Annotated in this window: 20 protein-coding genes; 17 read left to right on the top strand and 3 right to left on the bottom strand. The window is 58.6% G+C overall.

Features of this window, described 5'->3' with window-relative positions:
* Positions 1–205 precede the first annotated feature (205 nt).
* Entirely contained in the window at positions 206–1,780 is a 1,575-nt protein-coding gene (locus tag I554_RS0124195; protein WP_029659698.1) for a fatty acid--CoA ligase, read from the top strand.
* 53 nt (positions 1,781–1,833) lie between these two features.
* Positions 1,834–2,784, top strand: coding sequence for a LysR family transcriptional regulator (locus I554_RS0124190; protein WP_024575784.1), 951 nt, complete (start codon positions 1,834–1,836; stop codon positions 2,782–2,784).
* A 249-nt stretch (positions 2,785–3,033) separates the two neighbouring features.
* On the opposite strand, the gene I554_RS27430 is transcribed toward I554_RS0124190, so the two are convergent.
* Positions 3,034–3,231: a hypothetical protein gene (locus tag I554_RS27430; RefSeq protein ID WP_024575785.1), complete on the bottom strand. Its 198-nt coding sequence runs from the start codon at positions 3,229–3,231 to the stop codon at positions 3,034–3,036.
* Positions 3,232–3,233: 2 nt separating this feature from the next.
* Between I554_RS27430 and I554_RS0124180 the strand changes: the two genes are divergently transcribed.
* From I554_RS0124180 to I554_RS0124160, 5 genes are all read left to right on the top strand, one after another.
* Entirely contained in the window at positions 3,234–3,602 is a 369-nt protein-coding gene (locus I554_RS0124180) for a Rieske 2Fe-2S domain-containing protein (protein ID WP_024575786.1), read from the top strand.
* Positions 3,586–3,936: a hypothetical protein gene (locus tag I554_RS0124175; RefSeq protein WP_024575787.1), complete on the top strand. Its 351-nt coding sequence runs from the start codon at positions 3,586–3,588 to the stop codon at positions 3,934–3,936. The genes I554_RS0124180 and I554_RS0124175 overlap by 17 nt, the downstream gene beginning before the upstream one ends.
* A gap of 5 nt (positions 3,937–3,941) precedes the next feature.
* A complete protein-coding gene (locus I554_RS0124170; protein WP_024575788.1) occupies positions 3,942–5,186 on the top strand; it encodes an amidohydrolase family protein in 1,245 nt (414 codons plus the stop codon).
* Positions 5,187–5,237: 51 nt separating this feature from the next.
* Complete coding sequence (locus I554_RS0124165; protein ID WP_024575789.1) at positions 5,238–6,206, top strand: tripartite tricarboxylate transporter substrate binding protein; 969 nt, start codon at positions 5,238–5,240, stop codon at positions 6,204–6,206.
* Positions 6,207–6,434: 228 nt separating this feature from the next.
* Positions 6,435–7,544 (top strand): DMT family transporter, encoded by a 1,110-nt coding sequence (locus I554_RS0124160; RefSeq protein ID WP_024575790.1) that lies wholly within the window; start codon positions 6,435–6,437, stop codon positions 7,542–7,544.
* On the opposite strand, the gene I554_RS0124155 is transcribed toward I554_RS0124160, so the two are convergent.
* Entirely contained in the window at positions 7,469–8,368 is a 900-nt protein-coding gene (locus I554_RS0124155) for a LysR family transcriptional regulator (RefSeq protein WP_024575791.1), read from the bottom strand. The two genes, I554_RS0124160 and I554_RS0124155, sit on opposite strands and share 76 nt — an antisense overlap.
* A gap of 57 nt (positions 8,369–8,425) precedes the next feature.
* Positions 8,426–9,808 (bottom strand): PLP-dependent aminotransferase family protein, encoded by a 1,383-nt coding sequence (locus tag I554_RS0124150; protein ID WP_024575792.1) that lies wholly within the window; start codon positions 9,806–9,808, stop codon positions 8,426–8,428.
* A gap of 222 nt (positions 9,809–10,030) precedes the next feature.
* On the opposite strand from I554_RS0124150, the gene I554_RS0124145 reads away from it, so the two are divergent.
* Genes I554_RS0124145 through I554_RS0124100 form a run of 10 tightly spaced genes read left to right on the top strand, consistent with a single transcriptional unit; the run spans position 10,031 to position 19,085 of the window.
* Positions 10,031–10,354 carry an NIPSNAP family protein gene (locus tag I554_RS0124145; RefSeq protein WP_051373156.1) on the top strand — a complete coding sequence of 108 codons (324 nt, stop codon included), beginning with the start codon at positions 10,031–10,033 and terminating at the stop codon, positions 10,352–10,354.
* 54 nt (positions 10,355–10,408) lie between these two features.
* The gene (locus tag I554_RS0124140; protein ID WP_024575794.1) at positions 10,409–11,305 is read left to right on the top strand and encodes an FAD binding domain-containing protein; all 897 of its coding nucleotides are present in this window, start codon (positions 10,409–10,411) and stop codon (positions 11,303–11,305) included.
* Positions 11,302–11,847, top strand: a complete 546-nt coding sequence (locus I554_RS0124135) for a (2Fe-2S)-binding protein (protein WP_024575795.1) — start codon at positions 11,302–11,304, stop codon at positions 11,845–11,847. Before I554_RS0124140 ends, I554_RS0124135 begins: the two co-directional genes overlap by 4 nt.
* On the top strand, positions 11,844–14,243 hold the full coding sequence (locus tag I554_RS0124130; RefSeq protein ID WP_024575796.1) for a xanthine dehydrogenase family protein molybdopterin-binding subunit: 2,400 nt from the start codon (positions 11,844–11,846) through the stop codon (positions 14,241–14,243). Before I554_RS0124135 ends, I554_RS0124130 begins: the two co-directional genes overlap by 4 nt.
* A 5-nt stretch (positions 14,244–14,248) precedes the next feature.
* Positions 14,249–15,229: an amidohydrolase family protein gene (locus tag I554_RS0124125; protein ID WP_034473582.1), complete on the top strand. Its 981-nt coding sequence runs from the start codon at positions 14,249–14,251 to the stop codon at positions 15,227–15,229.
* A gap of 10 nt (positions 15,230–15,239) precedes the next feature.
* Positions 15,240–15,704 carry a carbon monoxide dehydrogenase subunit G gene (locus I554_RS0124120; protein WP_024575798.1) on the top strand — a complete coding sequence of 155 codons (465 nt, stop codon included), beginning with the start codon at positions 15,240–15,242 and terminating at the stop codon, positions 15,702–15,704.
* Between the two features lie 4 nt (positions 15,705–15,708).
* Positions 15,709–16,530, top strand: coding sequence for a 3-oxoadipate enol-lactonase (gene pcaD / locus I554_RS0124115; protein WP_024575799.1), 822 nt, complete (start codon positions 15,709–15,711; stop codon positions 16,528–16,530).
* 16 nt (positions 16,531–16,546) lie between these two features.
* Positions 16,547–17,518 carry an ABC transporter substrate-binding protein gene (locus tag I554_RS0124110; protein WP_024578198.1) on the top strand — a complete coding sequence of 324 codons (972 nt, stop codon included), beginning with the start codon at positions 16,547–16,549 and terminating at the stop codon, positions 17,516–17,518.
* Positions 17,515–18,324: an ABC transporter permease subunit gene (locus I554_RS0124105; protein WP_024575801.1), complete on the top strand. Its 810-nt coding sequence runs from the start codon at positions 17,515–17,517 to the stop codon at positions 18,322–18,324. The genes I554_RS0124110 and I554_RS0124105 overlap by 4 nt, the downstream gene beginning before the upstream one ends.
* Positions 18,321–19,085, top strand: a complete 765-nt coding sequence (locus I554_RS0124100; RefSeq protein WP_024575802.1) for an ABC transporter ATP-binding protein — start codon at positions 18,321–18,323, stop codon at positions 19,083–19,085. The genes I554_RS0124105 and I554_RS0124100 overlap by 4 nt, the downstream gene beginning before the upstream one ends.
* Positions 19,086–19,245 lie beyond the last annotated feature (160 nt).

Below are 19,245 nucleotides of genomic sequence, written 5' to 3'. Positions count from 1 at the left end.
TTTCGCGGTTATGATGGGCATTTTCGTTGCTGCGGGAATGACCGCCATGGCAGATATTTTGAGCCCATCGACAGGAATGAATAGCAATTTCGCCATTCAGGACTGAATAGCTATTCGCCAAATTCTCCCTACCTCTTCGGACCGGGCGCGTTCAGCTTGCTTCCCAAGGGCCCGGACTCAACGGAGCCCAAGGGAAACGCCAATCATGACCAATTCGATAGCCTCGGCGCGTAACGGCGCGCCAGTCGAGACACTTGCAGACATTGTGCGATATCACGCAGCTCGGACCCCGAATGCCGTTGCTCTCAGTTTTGAGGGCAGGGAGACGACCTACGGTGGTCTCGACGCAACTTCAAATCAGGTTGCAAACGGCTTGATTGCTGCCGGCGTTGAGCCGACGGGCCGAGTGGCCATTCTCGACAAGAATAGCGACATGTTCTTTTCGGTTCTTTTGGGGGCCGCCAAGGCGAACGCTGTGACGGTGCCGGTAAACGCGCGGCTCGCGGCGCCGGAAATCGCGTTTGTGATCAACGATGCCGGAGTGGAAGTCCTTTTTGTCGGTGAATCGTTTCTGGAAACGATAAACAGTATTCGCAACCAACTCATCACGACCCGGAAGGTGATCGTTCTTGATGCATCTTACACCGCGTGGCGCGATGCGCAGAGCAGCCATGATCCCGGCTTGGTCTTGCAGCCTGATGACGTTTGCATTCAGATGTACACAAGCGGGACGACAGGTCACCCCAAGGGAGTTCAGCTGACCCATCGGAATTTTTCGCTGACGTCGCCCAGGGTGTTTGACTTATGGGGCGACTGGTCGCCCGGCGACACGTTACTGATTACAATGCCGCTGTTTCATATTGCCGGTAGCGGGACCGGGGTTCTGGGGCTGCTGGCCGGAGTGAAGGTCATTATTCTCCGCGAATTTGTTCCATCTTTGGTCCTTGACGCGATTCAGCGCCATCGTGTTACGGCGACGTTTCTTGTGCCTGCGATGATTCTGGTCCTTCTGTCAGAAAAGAATATCGATCAGGTCGACCTGTCGTCACTGAGGCGTGTGATCTATGGCGCCTCGCCGATCCCAATCGATCTGCTTAAAAACGCACTTCGCGTGTTCAAGCGAACAGGGTTTGTTCAGGTCTACGGCCTTACGGAAACGAGTGGGGTCATCACGGCGCTTTTACCGGAGGATCATTCTCGCGTTGATAGCGAGGTAATGAAGTCATGCGGTCGGTCGATCGATGGTGTCGAATTGCGAATAGTGGATGCTCTGGGAGCATCGTTACCTCCGCGCGAAGTAGGGGAGGTCGTCTGCCGGACGACAAGGAATATGAAGGGGTACTGGAATCGTCAGGAGGACACAGCCAAGACGCTCAGAGGAGAATGGCTCCATACCGGTGATGCAGGATATCTCGACGAGAATGGATACCTCTACATCCACGATCGCATCAAGGACATGATTGTCTCCGGCGGCGAGAACATTTATCCCGCGGAAATCGAGAGCGTGTTGTTCGGCCACCCGGATGTGGCCGATATCGCGGTCATCGGGGTGCCAGATGAACGGTGGGGCGAAGCGGTCAAGGCGCTTGTGGTGCCGATGCAGAATGCCGTTGCGGATGCGGATAGTATTTTGCGATACGCGCGGGAGCGCCTGGCAGGCTACAAGATTCCCAAGTCGATCGAGTTCCTGTCGGAGATGCCGAGAAACCCATCCGGAAAAGTGCTGAAGCGCAAGCTTCGTGAGCGGTACTGGCAGGGACGCGACAGACGTGTAAACTAGTCTCGCATGCCCGTCCCATCACCATCCCTTCTTAGGCAGTGCGGAATGCAGACGTGACCGAAGCAAACTGGGATCTGTATCGCCTATTCCTGGTTGTGGCGCGAACTGGCAGCGTTAATCGCGCAGCCAATGAACTGGGGATGAGTCAGCCGACGCTGAGCCGGCGGCTGAAGGAGCTTGAGCGGTACGTTGGAGCCCCGTTGTTTTTCCGCGCGTCGTCGGGGGTCAAGCTCACGCCGGAGGGCGAAGATCTTCGGCGCTCCGCCGGCGATATTCTGTCGGCGTTTGACCTCTTCAATCGCGAACTGCGCTCGCGGGTCGGGCAAAGGTCGTCTGTCGTCAAGATATCCGCGACCGAAGGAATGACGAAGCATTGGCTCCTGCCGCGCGTCAAACTGCTGCGCGGGCTCAACAGTCGCCTGCGTCTCGAACTCACATCGACAATGCATCAGCAGCCCCTGGCGACAAGCGATCTCGACTTCGTCATCAGAATGGGAGACCCGGGCGAAAGTGAACTGATAGGCAAACGGGTAGCCACCGTAGCGTTCGGCATATTCGCGTCGGAAGAATATCTCGCGGCCCATCCTGCGCCGAGAACTCTCGCTCAGCTCAAGGATCACGACATTATTGGCCTCACAGAGGACTTTGCCGGTTTTCGAAGCGAACGCGCCGGCCAGATGCAATTGGCGACGCAGTTCTTTGCGGCAACGGAGGTGCGCAATGCATTGCGCATCCTTCCGGTTGCGAGTCACTTCGCTGCAGCGGCCGAGGGCCTTGGCCTGGCGCTTCTGGCGGTGCCCTTTGCGCAAGCGGAACGGCTTGTCCGGGTGCTGCCGAATGAGACAGCTTTTTTGAATGTGTGGCTGCTTCGTCGCCCTGAAAGCGACCTCAGGAAACTGACCCGGGAGGTCAGACGCCTTCTGGAAAGTGAGTTTGTAAAGTCCAGGAGCTGGTTCTCTGGCAATCAAAGACTTGCCCAAGCTCCAGTTCGGCGCAGGTCCTAGAAGTCAGCGCCTCCTGCATCTATCTGTTCGCGAGACTGAGCGAGCCCCTCTCGGACACCTCATGGATGCGCGGGACGAAACATCAATCGTGTTCTTGATTGTCGCGTCGTGTGCCGCTGCAAGCGCGGCAGTAGCCAGCTTCATTGGCCGCTAGCGTTGCGCCAAACGCAACAGCGCTCTCTCATCGTCAGCAAAATGAGCGACAACGCTGCCGTGCAGGATTGGCTGCACTCGATCTCCCTTTGATCTTCAGGGATTCTGCAGCGGCGCAATCGCGGTGCAGCAATTTGCTGCACGCGTGATACGGCCAGCGTATCGCGCCTTATGAAACGAGTTATTGCCGATCCGGCTCAGTTTGGAATGAATAAAAACTGAGTAGCGATGCCGTTCGGCGTCGGCACAACGGTTGGTCTTGGTGCCTTGGCGCGAGACGCGGATGGAGAGCATGGATGCCGGAATACAACGCTGGGAAAGTTGCGGACTACGCCGATGGCGATCGCAAGGTAATCGTCTGCGGCGACAAGGAGGTCGGCGTTTTCAGGCTCGGTGATGAATTCTTTGCCTGGCACAACCGGTGCGCTCATCGCGCGGGACCCGTGTGTCAGGGACGCATCATGAAGCGGGTGCTGGAGCCGGTGGCGGACGATCATACCGTTCGCTCGATGGAATATGACGAGAGTGAAATCAATATCGTGTGCCCCTGGCACGGCTACGAATTCAGCATCAAGACCGGCGCACATCAAGGCAATGCGAGCGTTCGCTTGCGCAAGGCCGATCTCGCCATTCGCGATGGAGAAATCTATGTCGTCCTCCAGTGAAGACCGCCGTAATGATCAGTACGGCTGGATCGATTCCGTTGCGCCGGATCTGTTACGGGCATCGCGTGAACTTGTCGAAACCGGACAGGCGAGCCGGGTTTCTGATGAATCCGTCGCCAACATCCTGACCGCCGCAATCCGCCTGTATGTGGCGAAATCCGATGGCGAGGAACGGACCTTCAAGCCGATCGCTGGCGAGCGCGACAGCGAGATGACACCCACGGAACTGCTTTCCGCGGTCGCCGAGATGTTGCGGGCGCTTCACCTCAGTCCGATGGAATTAGCGCTGTGGTATCGCCGCCGCCCCGACGAAGACACTTACGTTCAAGGATAATCGCAATGAATAAGCGGGAAACGTTCGGCCCCGAATACGCAAAAACTCAGCAGATCGACGTATACACCGATACGCGCGACGTGCTGGCGCTGGCGAAAAAGAACGCCATCAGACGGGGACTCGACGACTGGTTCGTTGTCGATATCGACGCGCACCATGTCGAAAGTGTCTCTTGGAAGGAAGTGGTGACGTATATCGAGGATCCCGTTATCCGCGACAATGCGATGCGATACCAGATGGAACGCATCGGTGCACCGCCGTATGGTTTGAACGGCGACCTCGGCCTTCGGTATCAGTCCGTCGGCGGACGCATCCCGCATCAGGATGACCAGCGCGAGACGGTGACGGAAACCGATGTCCACCGCGATGTGACCTTGACACGCCGCGCGATGGATTCGCTCGGTGTCGATAATATGGTCGTGTTTCCGACGCCGATGCTGTTTCTCGGTATGCATCCCCAGACGGAGATGGAGGTCTGGCTGGGCCGAGCTTACAACCGCTGGATGGCCGACAAGATTCTGTCAGCCGATGACCGAATCAAAACCCTGATCTATCTGCCTTTCAATACGCCGAAGGAAGCGGAGCGCGCTGTCCAGGAATTCGGCGACAAAAAGGGTGTGATCGGGTTCTGTGTGACCAGCACGCGCTACAAGCCGGTGCATCACAACGATTACATGCGTCTCTATTCGATGATCGAAGAGACTGGAAAGCCGATCGCCTTCCATGCCGGCTATCACTGGCAGGATCCATCGCTGGCGACCGTAAACCGATTCCTGGGCATGCACGCACTTGGCTTTGCCTGGTGCAACATGGTGCATATGACCAACTGGATCCTGAACGGAATTCCGGAGCGGTTCCCCAAGCTCAAATCAATGTGGGTGGAGAGTGGTCTCGCCTGGGTTCCGTTCCTGATGCAGCGTCTCGATGATCAGTATCTGATGCGTCCATCCGAAGCGCCGCAGCTGAAGCGGATGCCGAGCGAGTATATGAATACGAATTGCTGGTACACGACCCAGCCGATGGAGACGACTCATCCGAAGGCTCTCCAAAACACCTTCGAAATGATCAAGGCGGAGACGCAGCTTCTGTTCGCGTCGGACTGGCCGCATTTCGACTTCGATCTGCCTCAGGAGATTTGTGATCTTCCCTTCCTGACAGAGCAGGCCAAGCGCAACATTCTGGGGCTGAATGCTGCGCGGCTTTTCAACCTCGATCAGACGCCCGTGAAGAAGCTAAAACCGGCGGGATAGTCTCACAAGACAAATCACTAAAAATCAAAAGAACAGTCCAAGGGGGAAACAATGCGAATCGTTTTGATGGCGATCATGGCGATTATGCTCCTTGCTTCGGGGGAAGCGCGGAGTTCGGGATCGGAAATTCCAGGTAACTCAATCCGCATCATCGTGCCATTTTCCGCAGGCGGCCCGACGGACGTGCTTGCACGCGTGGTCGGCAAGATTCTCGGAGATAAGCTCGGCGTTACGACGTATATCGAGAACAAGCCGGGCGCATCCGGTATCATTGGCACCGAGCCGATAGTGCGTTCGCCTCCGGATGGCGCGGTGCTGCTGCTGACTGCCACGCACCATGTGATTACGCCGAGCCTCTACAGGAGCATTCCTTACGACACGAAAAAGGACCTGTCGCCGATCGCGCTCGTCGCGGCGGCTCCTAACGCCATTTTGGTGACAAATAGCTTCCCTGCGAAGAATGTTGCCGAGCTGATCGAGATTCTCAAAAAGAATCCGGGCAAGTATTCGTTTGGATCGGCCGGAACAGGCAGCGCCAATCATCTGTCGGGTGAGCTGTTCAAACAGATGACAGGCGTCGATATCGTTCATATTCCCTACAAGGGGAATGGCCCTGCCATGAACGATCTTATCGGCGGGCATATACCAATGATCTTTGATTCATTGCCGACGGTTGTGAATGCCTCAAAGGGAGGTCTCGTGCGTGTTCTGGCCCTGACCGGCCCGAAGCGCTCGCCTTTGCTTCCTGATGTCCCGACGCTCGATGAGTCCGGCGTGAAAGGTTTCAATGTACAGGCTTGGTTCGGCCTTTACATGCCGCAGGCGAACAACTCGCCGATCTACAAGAAGCTGGTGGCGGCAATGAAGGAAGTGAATGAATCCGCGGAGACCAAGCAGAAACTGGCCGAAATGGGTGTCGAACCTGGCAACCTTTACGGCGATGAGTTCCGTGCTTTCGTGGATAGCGAAATCGAGCGCTGGGCGGTGGTTGTGAAGAAGGCCAACATTCCGCCGGAGTAGTTGCGGCAAGACTAGCAATGTTGAGCGATAGCAGGCCGGCAGGTGGACATGCCGGCCTGCTTTTTTCTGGCGCGCTTTGTTCCAGCTTGTATGCAAAATGTCTCCGGCCTTATGACTGAAAAGAAGATGCGGAACATCGTACGATCGGTCAAAAGCGGCCTTCACTAACGCGCTGGTGCGCAAACGAGAGACGAAAAACGTCTTCATCTCACTCCGGAAGGCCGACCGATGCTTGGGGCTATCTACGCGACGTTCGCGGCGCTGACATTCGCCATGAACAATGCCGCGATGCGGCGCGGGGTTCTGACTGGAACAGCGGCGCAGGCGATTGCCCTGACCGTACCGCTCGGAGGTCTCTGCTTTCTGGCGATGGCGGTCTTTACAGGACAGATCTGGTCGATCAGTTCATTTCCCTTTGTCGCGGCCTGCTGGCTGGCAGCCCAGGGCGTGCTGCAATTCCTGATCGGCCGTTACTTCAACTACGAAGCCAACAGGCTGGTAGGCGTGAATATCTCCGCTCCGATCGTACAGCTTCAGGTGGTCGTGACCATGCTGCTGGCAGTGGTTCTGCTCAAGGAGGAATTTACGGTATTGCAGGCGATTGGGACTATCCTGATGCTCGGTGGCTCGTTTGGCACGCAGTTGCATAAAACCTCAAAGCCTGAATCGTCCAAACCAGCGGCCTCAATGCCCCCGGATCATGCGCTAAAGGCTGTCTTCAAGCCGCGATATCTCCCGGGAGTGATTTGCGGTCTGGGCGCAGCGGTAGCGTATGGTGTGGCGCCATTGCTGGTGCGGGCCGCCTTTGAAAGCACGCCCGTCAAGAATGTGATTGCCGGGGGAGTAATCGCCTATGCCGCGGCAACCGCCGTGCTCGTCGTTCTCGTGCTCCTGCTAAAGCCGTTCCGGCAAAGCATACGCGTTGTGAATCGCAACAGCGCAACGTGGTACGCCGCGGCTGCTGCTCTTGTGGCGGCCTCTCATGGTTTTGTCTATGCGGCGCTGGCCGTTGCACCCTTGATGGTGGTAGTGCCGATTCTGCAACTCTCATTGATATTCAGGATATTCCTGTCGCAGCTCCTCAACCGCGACTATGAGGTGATGAATGCGGCAGTGATCTTAGGCTCGATTGTCGCGGTGATTGGCTCGATCGGTGTTTCGATGAACACCGACTATCTGCTGGAGGCCTTGAAGCTGCCGCTGTTTTTGGCCGACGTTTTGCGCATCCGGCTCGATGTGGGAGCTTCGCGGCCATTAGCCGCTCAGGACGCCATCATCTCGGCGTGCTGTCTGGTGGCGGCAACGAAGGCATCTACGATAGGGGATGATTGCGCGTAGGCGATTGCCAGTTCGAATTCGACGGGCGCACCCGGTCCGGTCAATTCCCGGAATGCGACGCCCTTGCGGCCGCCGGTTGCAAGCGCTCTGGAGACCAGGGCGACACCCATTCCGCCGGCAACGAGATTTGCAATCGTCTCCATCTGTGGAGCTTCCTGCCCTATATGCGGCACGAACCCGGCGCGCGCACATGCATCGAGAATGATCCTGTGCAAGCCAGGGCCCTGACGAGCGGCAAACAGTATCCACGGATCGTGCGCGAGATCGGACAGTCTTATCTGTTCGTATCGCGCCAGCGAGTGCTTTTCCGGAATGGCTGCGACCAGCCGGTAGCGGGCAACGACCTCACTGCTCAGATTCTCGGCGCCGTGAAGAGGCGGAATGACAAAGCCGAGATCGGTCTCCTGTGCATTCAATAGATCGATTTGCTGCGCTGTCATCGCTTCCCGCAAGTCGAGTTTGACCGCGGGATAGCGCTCGCGAAACCGCAACAGGATCGACGGCAGGATTTCACGTGCAGCGCTTGCGACGAATGTGACCCGCAGCGCGCCCGTCAGGCCCGCTCCTGCACGCTGTGCGGCAAGGACAGCCTGATCAGCCTGATTGACGGTCTTTCGCGCTTCTTCGAGGAAAACGAGTCCGACCTCTGTCAGCCGGTTAATCCGGTTCGTTCGTTCGATCAGCGTCGCGCCGATAGTGTCCTCGAGTCGCTTGATCGTGGCTGTCAGCGGAGGCTGAGCCATGTTGAGACGATCCGCCGCACGGCGGAAGCTCAGTTCCTCCGCGACGACAATGAACTGTCTGAATTGGCGCAGTTCAATCATTCTCTCATGCGACCATTGGCTTCACAGCGGTTCTGGGATCGCGCCTGGGTTGAAACCCTAGACAAACGACATCTCCTCAGCGGATTCGAGAATTCGCCGTAGCTCAATGAGCGCACGCCTCAGTTCGTCATGGGTTTTCGGATGTCCGAGGCAGATGCGGACGCCGAGTGTGCCGCGGTCGACCTGCTGCAAGGCGCCCGGAGGAGCGAGGGTAATTCCGGCTTGTGCGGCTTGCGCGACAAGCGCAATCAGCGTGCGCCCGGCGGGAATCGGCAGCCAACGGTGAAATCCGGGTGTTTCGGAAACAACGGGCAGCCAGTTGCCGAGCACTTCGTCAGCAATGGCATTGCGCCGTGCGGCTTCCGCGCGCTTGAGCTGAACCTGATGCGTCAGGTCGCCGCTATGGATGAGGCGTGTGACGACTTCCGCCATGAGCGGCGATGCCATCCAGCCGGTCGCGCGAACGGCGTTGTTGGAGCGGTCGCGGAACTGGTCAGGCACGATCATGGCCGCGATGCGAAGACCGGGAGCCAGACATTTCGCGAAGCTCAAAATATAGAAACTGCGCTCCGGCAGCAGAAGTGAAATCGGCTTCGGCGGTTCCGGAAAGAGGAACGCGTAAGCGTCGTCTTCAAGAAGGTAAGCGTCGTGACGGCGAATGACATCTGCGATCTCTTGCCGACGTTCGTTCGGCATCGTGGTGCCGGTGGGTGTTTGCAAGGTCGGCGTCGAGAACAACACGCGCGCCTTTGTTTCGGCAAACGCGCGATCCAGTGCGTCCGGCAACAGGCCGTGCCTGTCGCAATCCACGCCATGCAGGCGGTAACCGTTTTGCGCCGAGAGCGCGATCATGCCCGAATAAGTGAATCGCTCAGTCAGCACGACCCCGTTGGGATTTGTGACCATGCCCAGAGCGATCGAGAGGCCGTGCTGTCCGCCATGGGTGATGAAGAGGTGGTCCGCGTCGGTCGGCACGCCGAGTTGTGTAAGCCACCCAACCATGCTCTCGCGGTGATGGAGCAGGCCTTGATGCGGCAGATACCCGAGCAGCCGCGTCAAAGCGCCGTCGGCCACGATGTCTTCGAGAATCGAGGCGATCAGTACATCTTCGCCCGTATGCGGCGGCACGTTGAGGGCAAGGTTGAGAGTCGAGGAAGGGCTCTCGCTGGCCGCCGCGGGACGCCGCCGCAGCACAAACGTGCCGCGTCCAACCTCTCCCGAAATGAGGCCGCGGGATTCCGCTTCGGAATAGGCCTTGGAGATGGTGCCGACGCTCAGTCCGAGCTGTGACGCCATGTCGCGTTGGGGAAGCAGACGCGTGCCAGGCTTTAAAGCGCCTGACTCGATGTCTTTCTCCAGCGATTGCACGAACGCGAGGTAACGCGGTCCGGGCTCTTCGGAGAGAACTGGAATCCATTCGGTTGAAACGTCTTGTGACACGGCAGCGTATCCTGAAAAGCAAGACTATTGAATAGTACAATTGCCAGATTGTTTCAATTCCTGGCAAGAAGAAGATGGATGTGGTTGGGACTAAATTCAATCGATTTTCCCATTGTTGCGGTGCAAATGAATGGAAAAGCAGGAATTGAACTAGAATAAATTTGACATTGATCTCTCTTTTGATTTTATCCGCTCCGAGCACGCAAGCAGATGGAGAGTGCGTTGATTTACGAAATTCGCGTGTATGAGGCCGTTGAAGGTAAGGCGTCGGCGATGAGGGCGCGCTTCAAGGAGCATGTGGTGCCGCGTCTTCCCCGGCACGGCATTGAGTTGGTTGGTGTGTTCCAGGCTCCGGCGGAAGATGGCCGTCTGACTTATCTGACGCGCTTCAAGTCCGAGGATGATCGCACCAGGGCATGGGCGGCGTTCGGCACTGACACTGAGTGGCGTGAGATCAAGGCCGCTTCCGAAGTGAATGGCCCGCTGCTGAAGAACCAGACGGTCTCGGTGTTGTCACCGGCAGTTGCCGGCCTGCTGCTGGGATAGCCACTCTCGCATTCGTGATGCCGCAGCAAAGGCATCAAGCGTGAAAGAAAGCCGATGAAGCCAGCCCCCTTTGAATATATCAGGCCAGGATCAATTGCCGAAGCATGCGAATTGCTTGCGTCGGATGAAGACGCGCGGGTTATCTCGGGTGGTCAGACCCTGATCCCCATGCTGGCGATGCGCCTCGCGCGGCCTGCCAGGCTCGTCGACATCTATCGACTGCCGGAACTGAACGGTATTCGTGTGGACGGCGACGTCCTTGCGATCGGTGCAACGACGCGTCAGGTGCAGGTCGAGGGCAGTGCGGTTGCACGCGACGCGCTGCCATTGCTGGCGAAGGCCTTGCCGTGGGTCGGGCATCCGCCGACGCGCAACCGGGGGACCGTCGGCGGTTCGGTGGCGCATGCGGACCCATCGGCGGAGATTCCGCTCGTTGCAGTAACGCTGCAGGCGGAGATCGAGATCACGAATCCTGACGGCGTTTCCACGATGCCGGCCGATGACTTCTTTATTGGTCCGATGCTGACGGCCGTAATGCCGGGTGATTGCGTGACAGCGGTGCGTTTTCCGATCTGGCGTCATGCGCGACTTGGTATCGGATTTCACGAAGTCAGTGCACGTCAGTCGGATTTTGCGTTCGTGGCCGCTGCAGCGCAGGTGGCATTGGACGACAGCGGCCTGTGCGTTGATGCAGCGCTCGGTATCGGCGGTGTTGGCGACCGGGCTGTGCGTCTCGATGTATCCGGCCTGGTCGGGGGCTCGCTCGACAAGAATTCAATCGTGGAACTGATGCACCAGGCTGCTCAGGTGCTCGAGCCGACAAGCGATCTGCATGCTTCTGCGGAGTACCGCACCCGCGTCGCCGTGACGCTCGGAGCGCGGGCGCTTGAAGATGCGATAAAGGATGCGCGGGTCGGCAGCGATCGCGCCGCTCACGGAGGAGCGCAATGAAGGTTTCTCTCACGGTCAACGGACGCGTCCGGGAGGTGGATGTCGAGCCGCGGAAAACGCTGCTGGATACGCTTCGTGAGGATCTTGCGCTTGTCGGCAGCCACACGGGCTGCGAGCATGGTGTCTGTGGCGCCTGCACGATCCTTCTCGACGGCGAGCCGGTGCGCTCGTGTCTGATGTTCGCGGCACAGGCTGATGGCTACGCGATCACGACGATCGAGGGGCTTGCTCCGGCTCCCGGTGAATTGAGTGTCCTTCAGGATGCATTCTGCGAAACGCACGGTATGCAGTGCGGCTATTGCACGCCGGGCATGATTCTCGCGGCTCATTCGCTTCTCGACCGTACAACGGAGCCTACGCGCGAAGACATCGTTGACGCGATCTCCGGAAATATCTGCCGCTGCACCGGCTACGGCCAGATCATTGAAGCCATCGAACTGGCCGCCGAGCGTCTGCACAAGGCCAATACCCCGCGCTCGACCGAAACAAGCCAGGTCGAAGACAAAAAGAAGGCTGTTGCAGTCCAGGGAGGCCGCCGATGAGCGAGCATCCGACAACCCTGAAATTTGTCTCGGCGAACCGGCGTGTTCGCGAGGATCGGCGCTTTGTTGTTGGCGGCGGCCATTACGTCGCCGATATCGTTCTCGATGAGATGCTGCACGTCGCCATTGTGCCGTCGCAGTATCCGGCAGCGCGGATCGTGTCGATCGACGCGACCGAAGCGCTGAAGATGCCAGGTGTCGTCTACGCGTTGACGGGCGAGGAGCTTGTCAAGGCCGTCGAGCCGCTGATGAATGGTCTAGATACGCCGAAGGTGCGGCGCTATCCGCTCGCGGTCGGTCAGGTGCGTTATGCCGGTGAGTGGGTGGTGGCAGTTGTCGCCGAGACCCGCGCCCAGGCCGAGGACGCCGCGGAAAAAGTGCGCGTCGAATACGAGCCGCTGCCATACGTGATCGATGCGGAAGAGGCGATCACCGATGCCAGCGCGAATGTACATCCGGAGCACGGCACCAATGTGTTGCTGGACAAGACATTCGTCTGGGGTGAGGTCGAGAAGCATTTCGCGGAAAGCCCCCGGCATCTGTCGTTTCGCGTGAAGTGGGGCCGCAATTCGACGGTGCCGATCGAAACCTTCGGCGTTGTAGCGAGATGGGACGCGTGGCGCGAGATGCTCGATGTCTGGGCTTCGATCCAGATGCCGAAATATCCCGATCAGATTTCCCGGGCCTTGCGTATTCCCACCAATAACGTGCGTGTGCATCACGACGTTGATGTCGGCGGCAGCTACGGCGTCAAGCGAGGCATCAAACACTCTGTGCTGGTATCTCATCTCTCGCGCGTCCTGAACCGGCCGGTTCGTCTGATCGAGGATCGGCTGGAGAACATGCGGGCCGGCGACGCACACGGACCGGAACGACTTTTCGACGTGGACATTGCGTTCAACGATGATGGCATCGTCAAGTCGATGAAGATGCGCGCGCTCGACAATGTGGGGGCGTATGCGGGGCGTTCGCCGTTCCAGCTGGGCAAGCCCATCGGCGCGATCGTTGGTCCTTACAAGATCGAAAGCGTTCAGTATCGTGCCATGGCGACCATGTCGAACAAGGCTGCGCAGGAAGCGGTACGCGGCTTTGGTCAGGCGCCGACCAATTATGCAATCGAGACAGCGATCGACAAGGTCGCGGAAGCTGTTGGGCTGGATCGCATCGAGGTGCGACGGCGGAATTTCATTCGCAGCGATGAGTTTCCTTATCTGATCCCCAGCGGAACCCACTACGACAGCGGCGACTATCACACGGTGGTCGAGAAGGTGCTGACCAGCGCCAACTACGACGCGCTTGTGAAGGAGCGCGACGAGCTTCGCGCCCAGGGCATGATGGCCGGTATTGGCGTTGCTGCGTGTCTTGAGCCGAGTGGCGGCAACTCATCGTTTGAGCCGCTGCTCAACGAGAAGAATACCACCACGACATGGATGGATTCGTGTCGCATCAATGTGGATGGCGTCGGCTTTGTGACGGTAGCCATTCACACCACATCCTCCGGGCAGGGACATGAGACCCTTGCGGCTACGGTCGTTGGCGAAGTGCTGGAAATCGATCCGGACAACATCCGCATTGTAAGGCCCGATTCCCTGGCGAGCTTGCCATCCAATACGCCGGTGGGCAGCCGCATGGCTATCATGATGGGGGGTGCCTGTTATCACGCCGCGCAGAAGCTCAAGTCGAAACTGGTCAGGATCGCGGCGCATCAATTCGGGATCGCCGAGAGCGATGCGGTCTATGCCCAGGGCAGCGTGACTGACCCGAAGTCGGGCAAGACGTTGTCATGGGCCGAACTCGTCAACATCGGGCACCGGCAGTTTCATGCATTGCCCGAAGGCATGGAGCCGGGCCTCGAAACCACGCACGTGATGCAGGTGCCGACCGGCACGAAGCTGCCGGAGAACGGCCGTGTGCAGATGTATCCCTGTCATTCGTTTGAATTCCACCTCGTTCTGGTGGCGTTCGATCCGCAGATCGCAAAGCCGAAGATCCGGCGCTACGTGATCGGTCATGACTGCGGCACGGTGATCAATCCGCACATTGTCAAGGGTATGACGCTGGGCGGCATCGCACACGGCCTTGGAGCCACGCTGTTCGAGGAATTCGTCTACGACGACGAGGGTCAGATGCTGACCCAATCCTTCATGGACTACCTGCTCCCGTCCTCGCACGAGATGCCGAATGTCGAGATCGTGCATCACTGTACCCCGTCGCCGTTCACGGTGTTCGGCCAGAAAGGCTCCGGCGAGAGCGGTTATCTCGGTTCTCCTGCGGCGATTTCGGGCGCGATCAACGACGCGGTATCGTCACTTGGCATCTCTTTCTCCAGGCTCCCCATTCGTATTGCTGCCATCAGTGACGCGATCGCTGCGGCTGAAGCGACCAAGAAAGGATAAAAAACGTGATCATCGACTGCCACGCTCATCTTGTGCCGCCGAGCCTGCTTGACGCTATCCGGGCCGACAAGGCGAAATTTCCATCCGTCCGCCTGATCGAGGAGGGCGGCAGCCTTGGCTTCTCCTTCGCGGGCAACAAGCCGACGCGACCGGTGTCGAAGCCGCTCAGCGATATCGCTGCGCGATTGCAGTGGATGGACACCCAGAAGATCGAGCGTCAGGTCGTCGGGGGCTGGCTCGATATGTTTGCCTACGAAATTCCGCCAGCGGAGGGCGAACAGTGGTCGCGCCTGATCAACACCCATCTTGCGCAGGCTTCGAAGGAACAGCCGCGATTCATTTCGCTCGCGACTGTGCCGCTTCAGGACGGCGCACGCGCGGCGCAGGTCCTGCGCGACGCTCACCACAAGGCCGGCTTCAAGGGCGCGATGATCGGCACGCAGCCGAAAGGCAAGGGCGGCGTTCTCGACGATCCGACGCTGGCGCCGTTCTGGGAAGCTGCGAACGAACTCGGCTCGATTATTTTTATTCATCCGGTGTTCGAGAGCGGTGACGACCGCGTACATGACTACGGCATGGCGAATGCCGTCGGCCGTATCACCGATACGCTGATCGCGATGTCGCGCCTGATCTATGCTGGCCATGTCACGCGCTATTCGAACATGAAAGTGGTGGCGGGTATCGGTGGCGCTGCGCTGCCTTATGTCATTGGCCGTTTGCGCCGGAATTACTCGCTCGACAAGGAGAAGTTGGGCAATCCCGATGCCGCGCTCGCCGCGATGTATTACGACACCATCGTTCAGGATACCCGTGCGCTGCGCTATCTCGCGGACGTCGTCGGCGCTGATCGCATCATGATGGGATCGGACATGCCATTCCCGATCGGCGATCTTGCGCCTCTGAACATTGTCCATGAGACGTCGTTCTCGGCTGCGGAGCGCGTCTCGATCCATGGCGGTCTGGCCCAGCGGCTGTTCGGCATCTGAGGAGGGCGGCATGAAACTCGATATCGGCGGCAGCGAAACAATCCCGGCGTCCGTGGATGCGCTCTGGGTCGCTCTCAATGACCCAGCTGTTCTGACTCGCTGCATTCCGGGCTGCAAAAGCATGACGGAGACGTCGCCGGATTCCTATAAAGTGGAAATGCAGCTTCGCGTGGCCGCCGTGGGCGGCACGTTCGAGGGTGCGATCAGCCTGTCGGACAAGGATGCGCCGAAGTCCTGCAACATCCAGGTCTCGGGCAGCGGTTCGATTGGGCACGGCACGGGAACAGCCCGGTTCGATATCGAGCCGGACGGCGAAGGCGCGAAGCTGCTCTACAATGGCAATGGCGAGATCGGCGGTCTCGTGGCGGGTGTCGGGCAGCGGATTCTCACGAGTGTCTCGAAACATCTGATCGGCCGCTTCTTCGTCGCGCTCCGCAAGGAGTTTGAGACCTCGGCAAACAGGGCTGCAGGATAACACCATGGCTGCAGCGGCAAGCCGCATCGAGCGCATTGAAGTCGAGCCTGGTGTCCGCCTCGCAGTGGAAGTGCCTGCGGCCTCGAGCAAACCTGTTGTCATGCTGAGCAGTTCGATCGGCGCCAGCATGGGCATGTGGGACGAGATTTCTGACCGTCTGTCCGATCAGGCGAGGATCGTTCGCTACGATACGCGTGGTCATGGCAAGTCGGATGCACCGGCTGGTCCTTATACGATTGAGCGGTTGGGCCTTGATGCTGTTGCCATTCTGGACGCGCTCGACATCGGGCAAGTGGTCTTCTGCGGGTTGTCGCTCGGCGGATTGACTGGCATGTGGCTTGGCGCGAACCGTAGCGAGCGACTGGCGGGATTGGTGCTGGCAAATACCGCGGCGAACTTTCCGCCGGCTTCGATGTGGCAGGATCGCGCGGCCGCGGTTCGCATCAATGGAATGAGTGCGCTGGTTTCGCCGACGCTGGACCGCTGGTTCACCAAGGCGTTTCGAGAGCGGAAACCTGAGCGAATAAAGCAAATGGCCGAGATGGTCGGCGCGACCTCGTCGGAAGGCTATGCCGGATGCTGCGACGTTCTGGCGGTTGCTGATCTCAAGCCATCTCTGTCTGATATTTCCTGCCCGGTTCGGGTGATCTGCGGTGCGCACGATCCATCGACACCGCCGACGCGAGGAGAGGAGATCGTCGCCGGGATCAAGAGCGCGCAGATGGCGACTCTGGACGCGGCGCACATTGCCGCTGTCGAAGCGCCAGACGCTTTTGCAGGGGAACTAAGAAAAATCATGTCCCGCGCCGTAAGCGCGGCAACATAGTTGGGAGGAAGGTATGATGAGGAAAACCATATTTGCTTTGGGGCTGCTGTCCGCGGTTACTTCGGTGTCGCCACTGGCCGCGCAGGATCTTCCGAAGGTTTCGATTGTCGTGTTCGGCGCGCCTTCCCTGGGAGCTTTCCTGCCGCCGGTGATCAAGGCTCAGAAGCTCGATGAGAAGAATGGCTTGTCCATCAATTTCGAGGAACGGACTCCCGACGCATACACGGCGCAGTTCAACTCCGGAGAGTTCAAGGTTGGCGGCAGTGCCGCACTGTTGACGGTCGGCCTTGCCGACGTGCGTGGCGTCAAGGTCACATACCTGTTCAACCTCTTCGACTATTGGGGCGCGGTTGTCACGTCACGTCCGGAAATCAAGTCGCTGAAGGATCTCGAAGGCAAGGACCTCGCTGCTGCGAAGGGAACGACTAACTATGTGATGTTCGATTGGTTCGCTCGCCAGGTCGGCGTGGATACCAGCAAGCTCTCGGTCATCAACACCGCGACGCCGGGACTGGTTGGCTACGCTCTTGCGGATCGCGCAACGGCGGTTCAGCTCTGGGAGCCTGCCTACACCACACTGCATTCCAAGAAGCCCAGCATCCGAATGCTCGATCTCAAGATCCAGGATAGCTGGAAGAAGATGTCGGGCAGCACCAACATTCCATATCTGGGAGTCGCGGCCCATGTTGACTGGGCCGAGAAGAACAAGGATCTGATTCCAAAGCTCTACACCGCGTACAAGCAGGCGGCGGCATGGGTCACTGCAAATCCCGACGACGCAGCGAAACTGATCGCAAGCAAGGGAACAGATGACGATCGCAAGGCGATCGCCGAATTGATCCGTGCAAACGATCGTCTCGGCATGAACCTGCGTACGGCGGCTGAGGTGAGCAAGGAAATCAAGGCGGTTTATGCGGCGGGCAGATCAATCGCCTTCCTTCCCTCCGACCCGTCTCCCGCAACGATTTACCAGGGACCGATGAAATGACGGCTGCGCAGTATCAGGAGTCGGGCGCGTCCAGACTGGGCACGGCGGCACTTCGCGGTGTGGCATCCTATATCGTGCCATTCACCGTGATCGCGGCGATCTGGCAGGTTGCCTCGCTGTTCTTCCCGCCATTTCTGTTTCCGTCGCTGGTGGACGTCTTCTGGCGTTTCATTGGCATCGTCACGGATTGGTCCCAGTTTGTAGATGTTCTCGCGACTGTGCTGCGCATTCTCGCCGGGCTCGCCGGTGCATTTTTGATCGGCGCGTTGCTGGCTGTGCTGATGGCGCGTTCGCGCATGGCTCATGACTTTCTCTCGCCAGCCTTGACTCTGTTTCAGGGTATTCCGGCGCTGTCGTGGGTCGTGTTCGCGATCATCTGGTTTCATGGCATCGAGTCTCGTATTTTCTTCATCATGGTGATGACGACGCTACCGGCGTTTTCATTCCAGGTGCTGGGCGCGCTTCAGGCGATGTCGCGAGATCTTACCGAGATGGTCATGAGCTTCCGTCCATCGCGCACAAAACTGTTCACAGCGATGATTATCCCGGCGATTCTGCCGGACATTCTCACCGCCTGGAAGGTCAACCTCGGAAACGCGTCGCGCGTGGTCGTGGTGGCTGAACTTGTGGGCGCGACAGGTGGGGTCGGTTATCAATTACTTCAGCAGCAACAGGTCTTCGATATGGCAGGAGCGCTGGCTTGGACACTGCAACTCGTTTTCTTCGTTCTTGTTGTGCAGGCGATCCTGACTCTCATTGAGAGCGTCGCGTTCCGCTACCGCGCAATCTCGGAGCGCACGCTATGACGAATGGTCCCGAAAAATCGGCAATCTCTCTGGATCAGGTATCGAAGGTCTTTGGCAAGGCTGGTGGTGCCGGAGCTTTCACCGCGGTTGACACCCTAGATCTGCAGGTCGTGCAGGGACAGATGCTCGCGCTGCTCGGTAAGACCGGCTGCGGCAAGTCCACAATCTTCAACATGATCGCGGGATTGACTGAACCCACCAAGGGACGCGTGACGGTGGATGGTCACGACCCTTTCCGCGATTTCGATGCGTTCCGCGGCAAGATGGCGATTGTTTTCCAAGGCGATCGGTTGTTGCCATGGCGGACGGCGATCGAGAATGTCCAGCTTGGACTGGAGATTCTTGGGAAGTCGAGTGAAGAGCGCAGGTCCACTGCCGAGCGTTGGCTGGAGACGCTGGGGCTTCGTGGACATGAGAACGATTATCCGCACGCGTTGTCGGGTGGTATGCGCCAGCGCGTTTCGATCGCACGTGCGTTCGCCACAAACGCCAACATTCTGCTCTGCGACGAGCCTTTCTCGGCGCTGGATGAGATGACGGCTCGCAAGCTGCGCGCCGAGTTCGTCAAGCTCGTGAAGGAAAACGGCAAGACCGCCGTCTTCATTACGCACTCTATCAACGAAGCGCTCGAGATTGGCGACCGGATCGTGGTCTTAAAGCGGCCGGCCAATATCGCGATCGATGTTTTGCTGACGTCAGAAGCCAAGGCGGACAAGCAGGATGTTATTCGCGGTCAGATCCAGGGCGTACTGGCTGCATGAAATTAAGAAGGTCAGGGAGACGGTTTTGTGAAAAGTGAAATCGAGGTATGGACTGGGCCGATCAAGGCAATCGGCGTCCAGATCGACTGATCGTCCCCTGAGTGCGGATCGCGCGCTTTTGCGGAGAAAGGCTGCGAATTTGCCGATTGCAGTCCTCCCT

It is taken from the genome of Afipia sp. OHSU_II-C1 (assembly GCF_000497575.1).
In the GTDB taxonomy this organism is placed as follows: domain Bacteria; phylum Pseudomonadota; class Alphaproteobacteria; order Rhizobiales; family Xanthobacteraceae; genus Afipia.
The sequence above is the reverse complement of the archived record's forward strand: the minus strand, read 5'-3'. Positions and strand labels throughout refer to the sequence as shown.

Excerpts from the sequence above, each read along its gene's own strand:
- I554_RS0124195 (WP_029659698.1), top strand. The coding sequence starts at position 206 with ATGACCAATTCGATAGCCTCGGCGCGTAACGGCGCGCCAGTCGAGACA.
- I554_RS27430 (WP_024575785.1), bottom strand. The coding sequence starts at position 3,231 with ATGCTCTCCATCCGCGTCTCGCGCCAAGGCACCAAGACCAACCGTTGT.
- I554_RS0124180 (WP_024575786.1), top strand. The coding sequence starts at position 3,234 with ATGCCGGAATACAACGCTGGGAAAGTTGCGGACTACGCCGATGGCGAT.
- I554_RS0124175 (WP_024575787.1), top strand. The coding sequence starts at position 3,586 with ATGTCGTCCTCCAGTGAAGACCGCCGTAATGATCAGTACGGCTGGATC.
- I554_RS0124170 (WP_024575788.1), top strand. The coding sequence starts at position 3,942 with ATGAATAAGCGGGAAACGTTCGGCCCCGAATACGCAAAAACTCAGCAG.
- I554_RS0124165 (WP_024575789.1), top strand. The coding sequence starts at position 5,238 with ATGCGAATCGTTTTGATGGCGATCATGGCGATTATGCTCCTTGCTTCG.
- I554_RS0124160 (WP_024575790.1), top strand. The coding sequence starts at position 6,435 with ATGCTTGGGGCTATCTACGCGACGTTCGCGGCGCTGACATTCGCCATG.
- I554_RS0124155 (WP_024575791.1), bottom strand. The coding sequence starts at position 8,368 with ATGATTGAACTGCGCCAATTCAGACAGTTCATTGTCGTCGCGGAGGAA.
- I554_RS0124140 (WP_024575794.1), top strand. The coding sequence starts at position 10,409 with ATGAAGCCAGCCCCCTTTGAATATATCAGGCCAGGATCAATTGCCGAA.
- I554_RS0124135 (WP_024575795.1), top strand. The coding sequence starts at position 11,302 with ATGAAGGTTTCTCTCACGGTCAACGGACGCGTCCGGGAGGTGGATGTC.
- I554_RS0124130 (WP_024575796.1), top strand. The coding sequence starts at position 11,844 with ATGAGCGAGCATCCGACAACCCTGAAATTTGTCTCGGCGAACCGGCGT.
- I554_RS0124120 (WP_024575798.1), top strand. The coding sequence starts at position 15,240 with ATGAAACTCGATATCGGCGGCAGCGAAACAATCCCGGCGTCCGTGGAT.
- pcaD (WP_024575799.1), top strand. The coding sequence starts at position 15,709 with ATGGCTGCAGCGGCAAGCCGCATCGAGCGCATTGAAGTCGAGCCTGGT.
- I554_RS0124110 (WP_024578198.1), top strand. The coding sequence starts at position 16,547 with ATGAGGAAAACCATATTTGCTTTGGGGCTGCTGTCCGCGGTTACTTCG.
- I554_RS0124105 (WP_024575801.1), top strand. The coding sequence starts at position 17,515 with ATGACGGCTGCGCAGTATCAGGAGTCGGGCGCGTCCAGACTGGGCACG.
- I554_RS0124100 (WP_024575802.1), top strand. The coding sequence starts at position 18,321 with ATGACGAATGGTCCCGAAAAATCGGCAATCTCTCTGGATCAGGTATCG.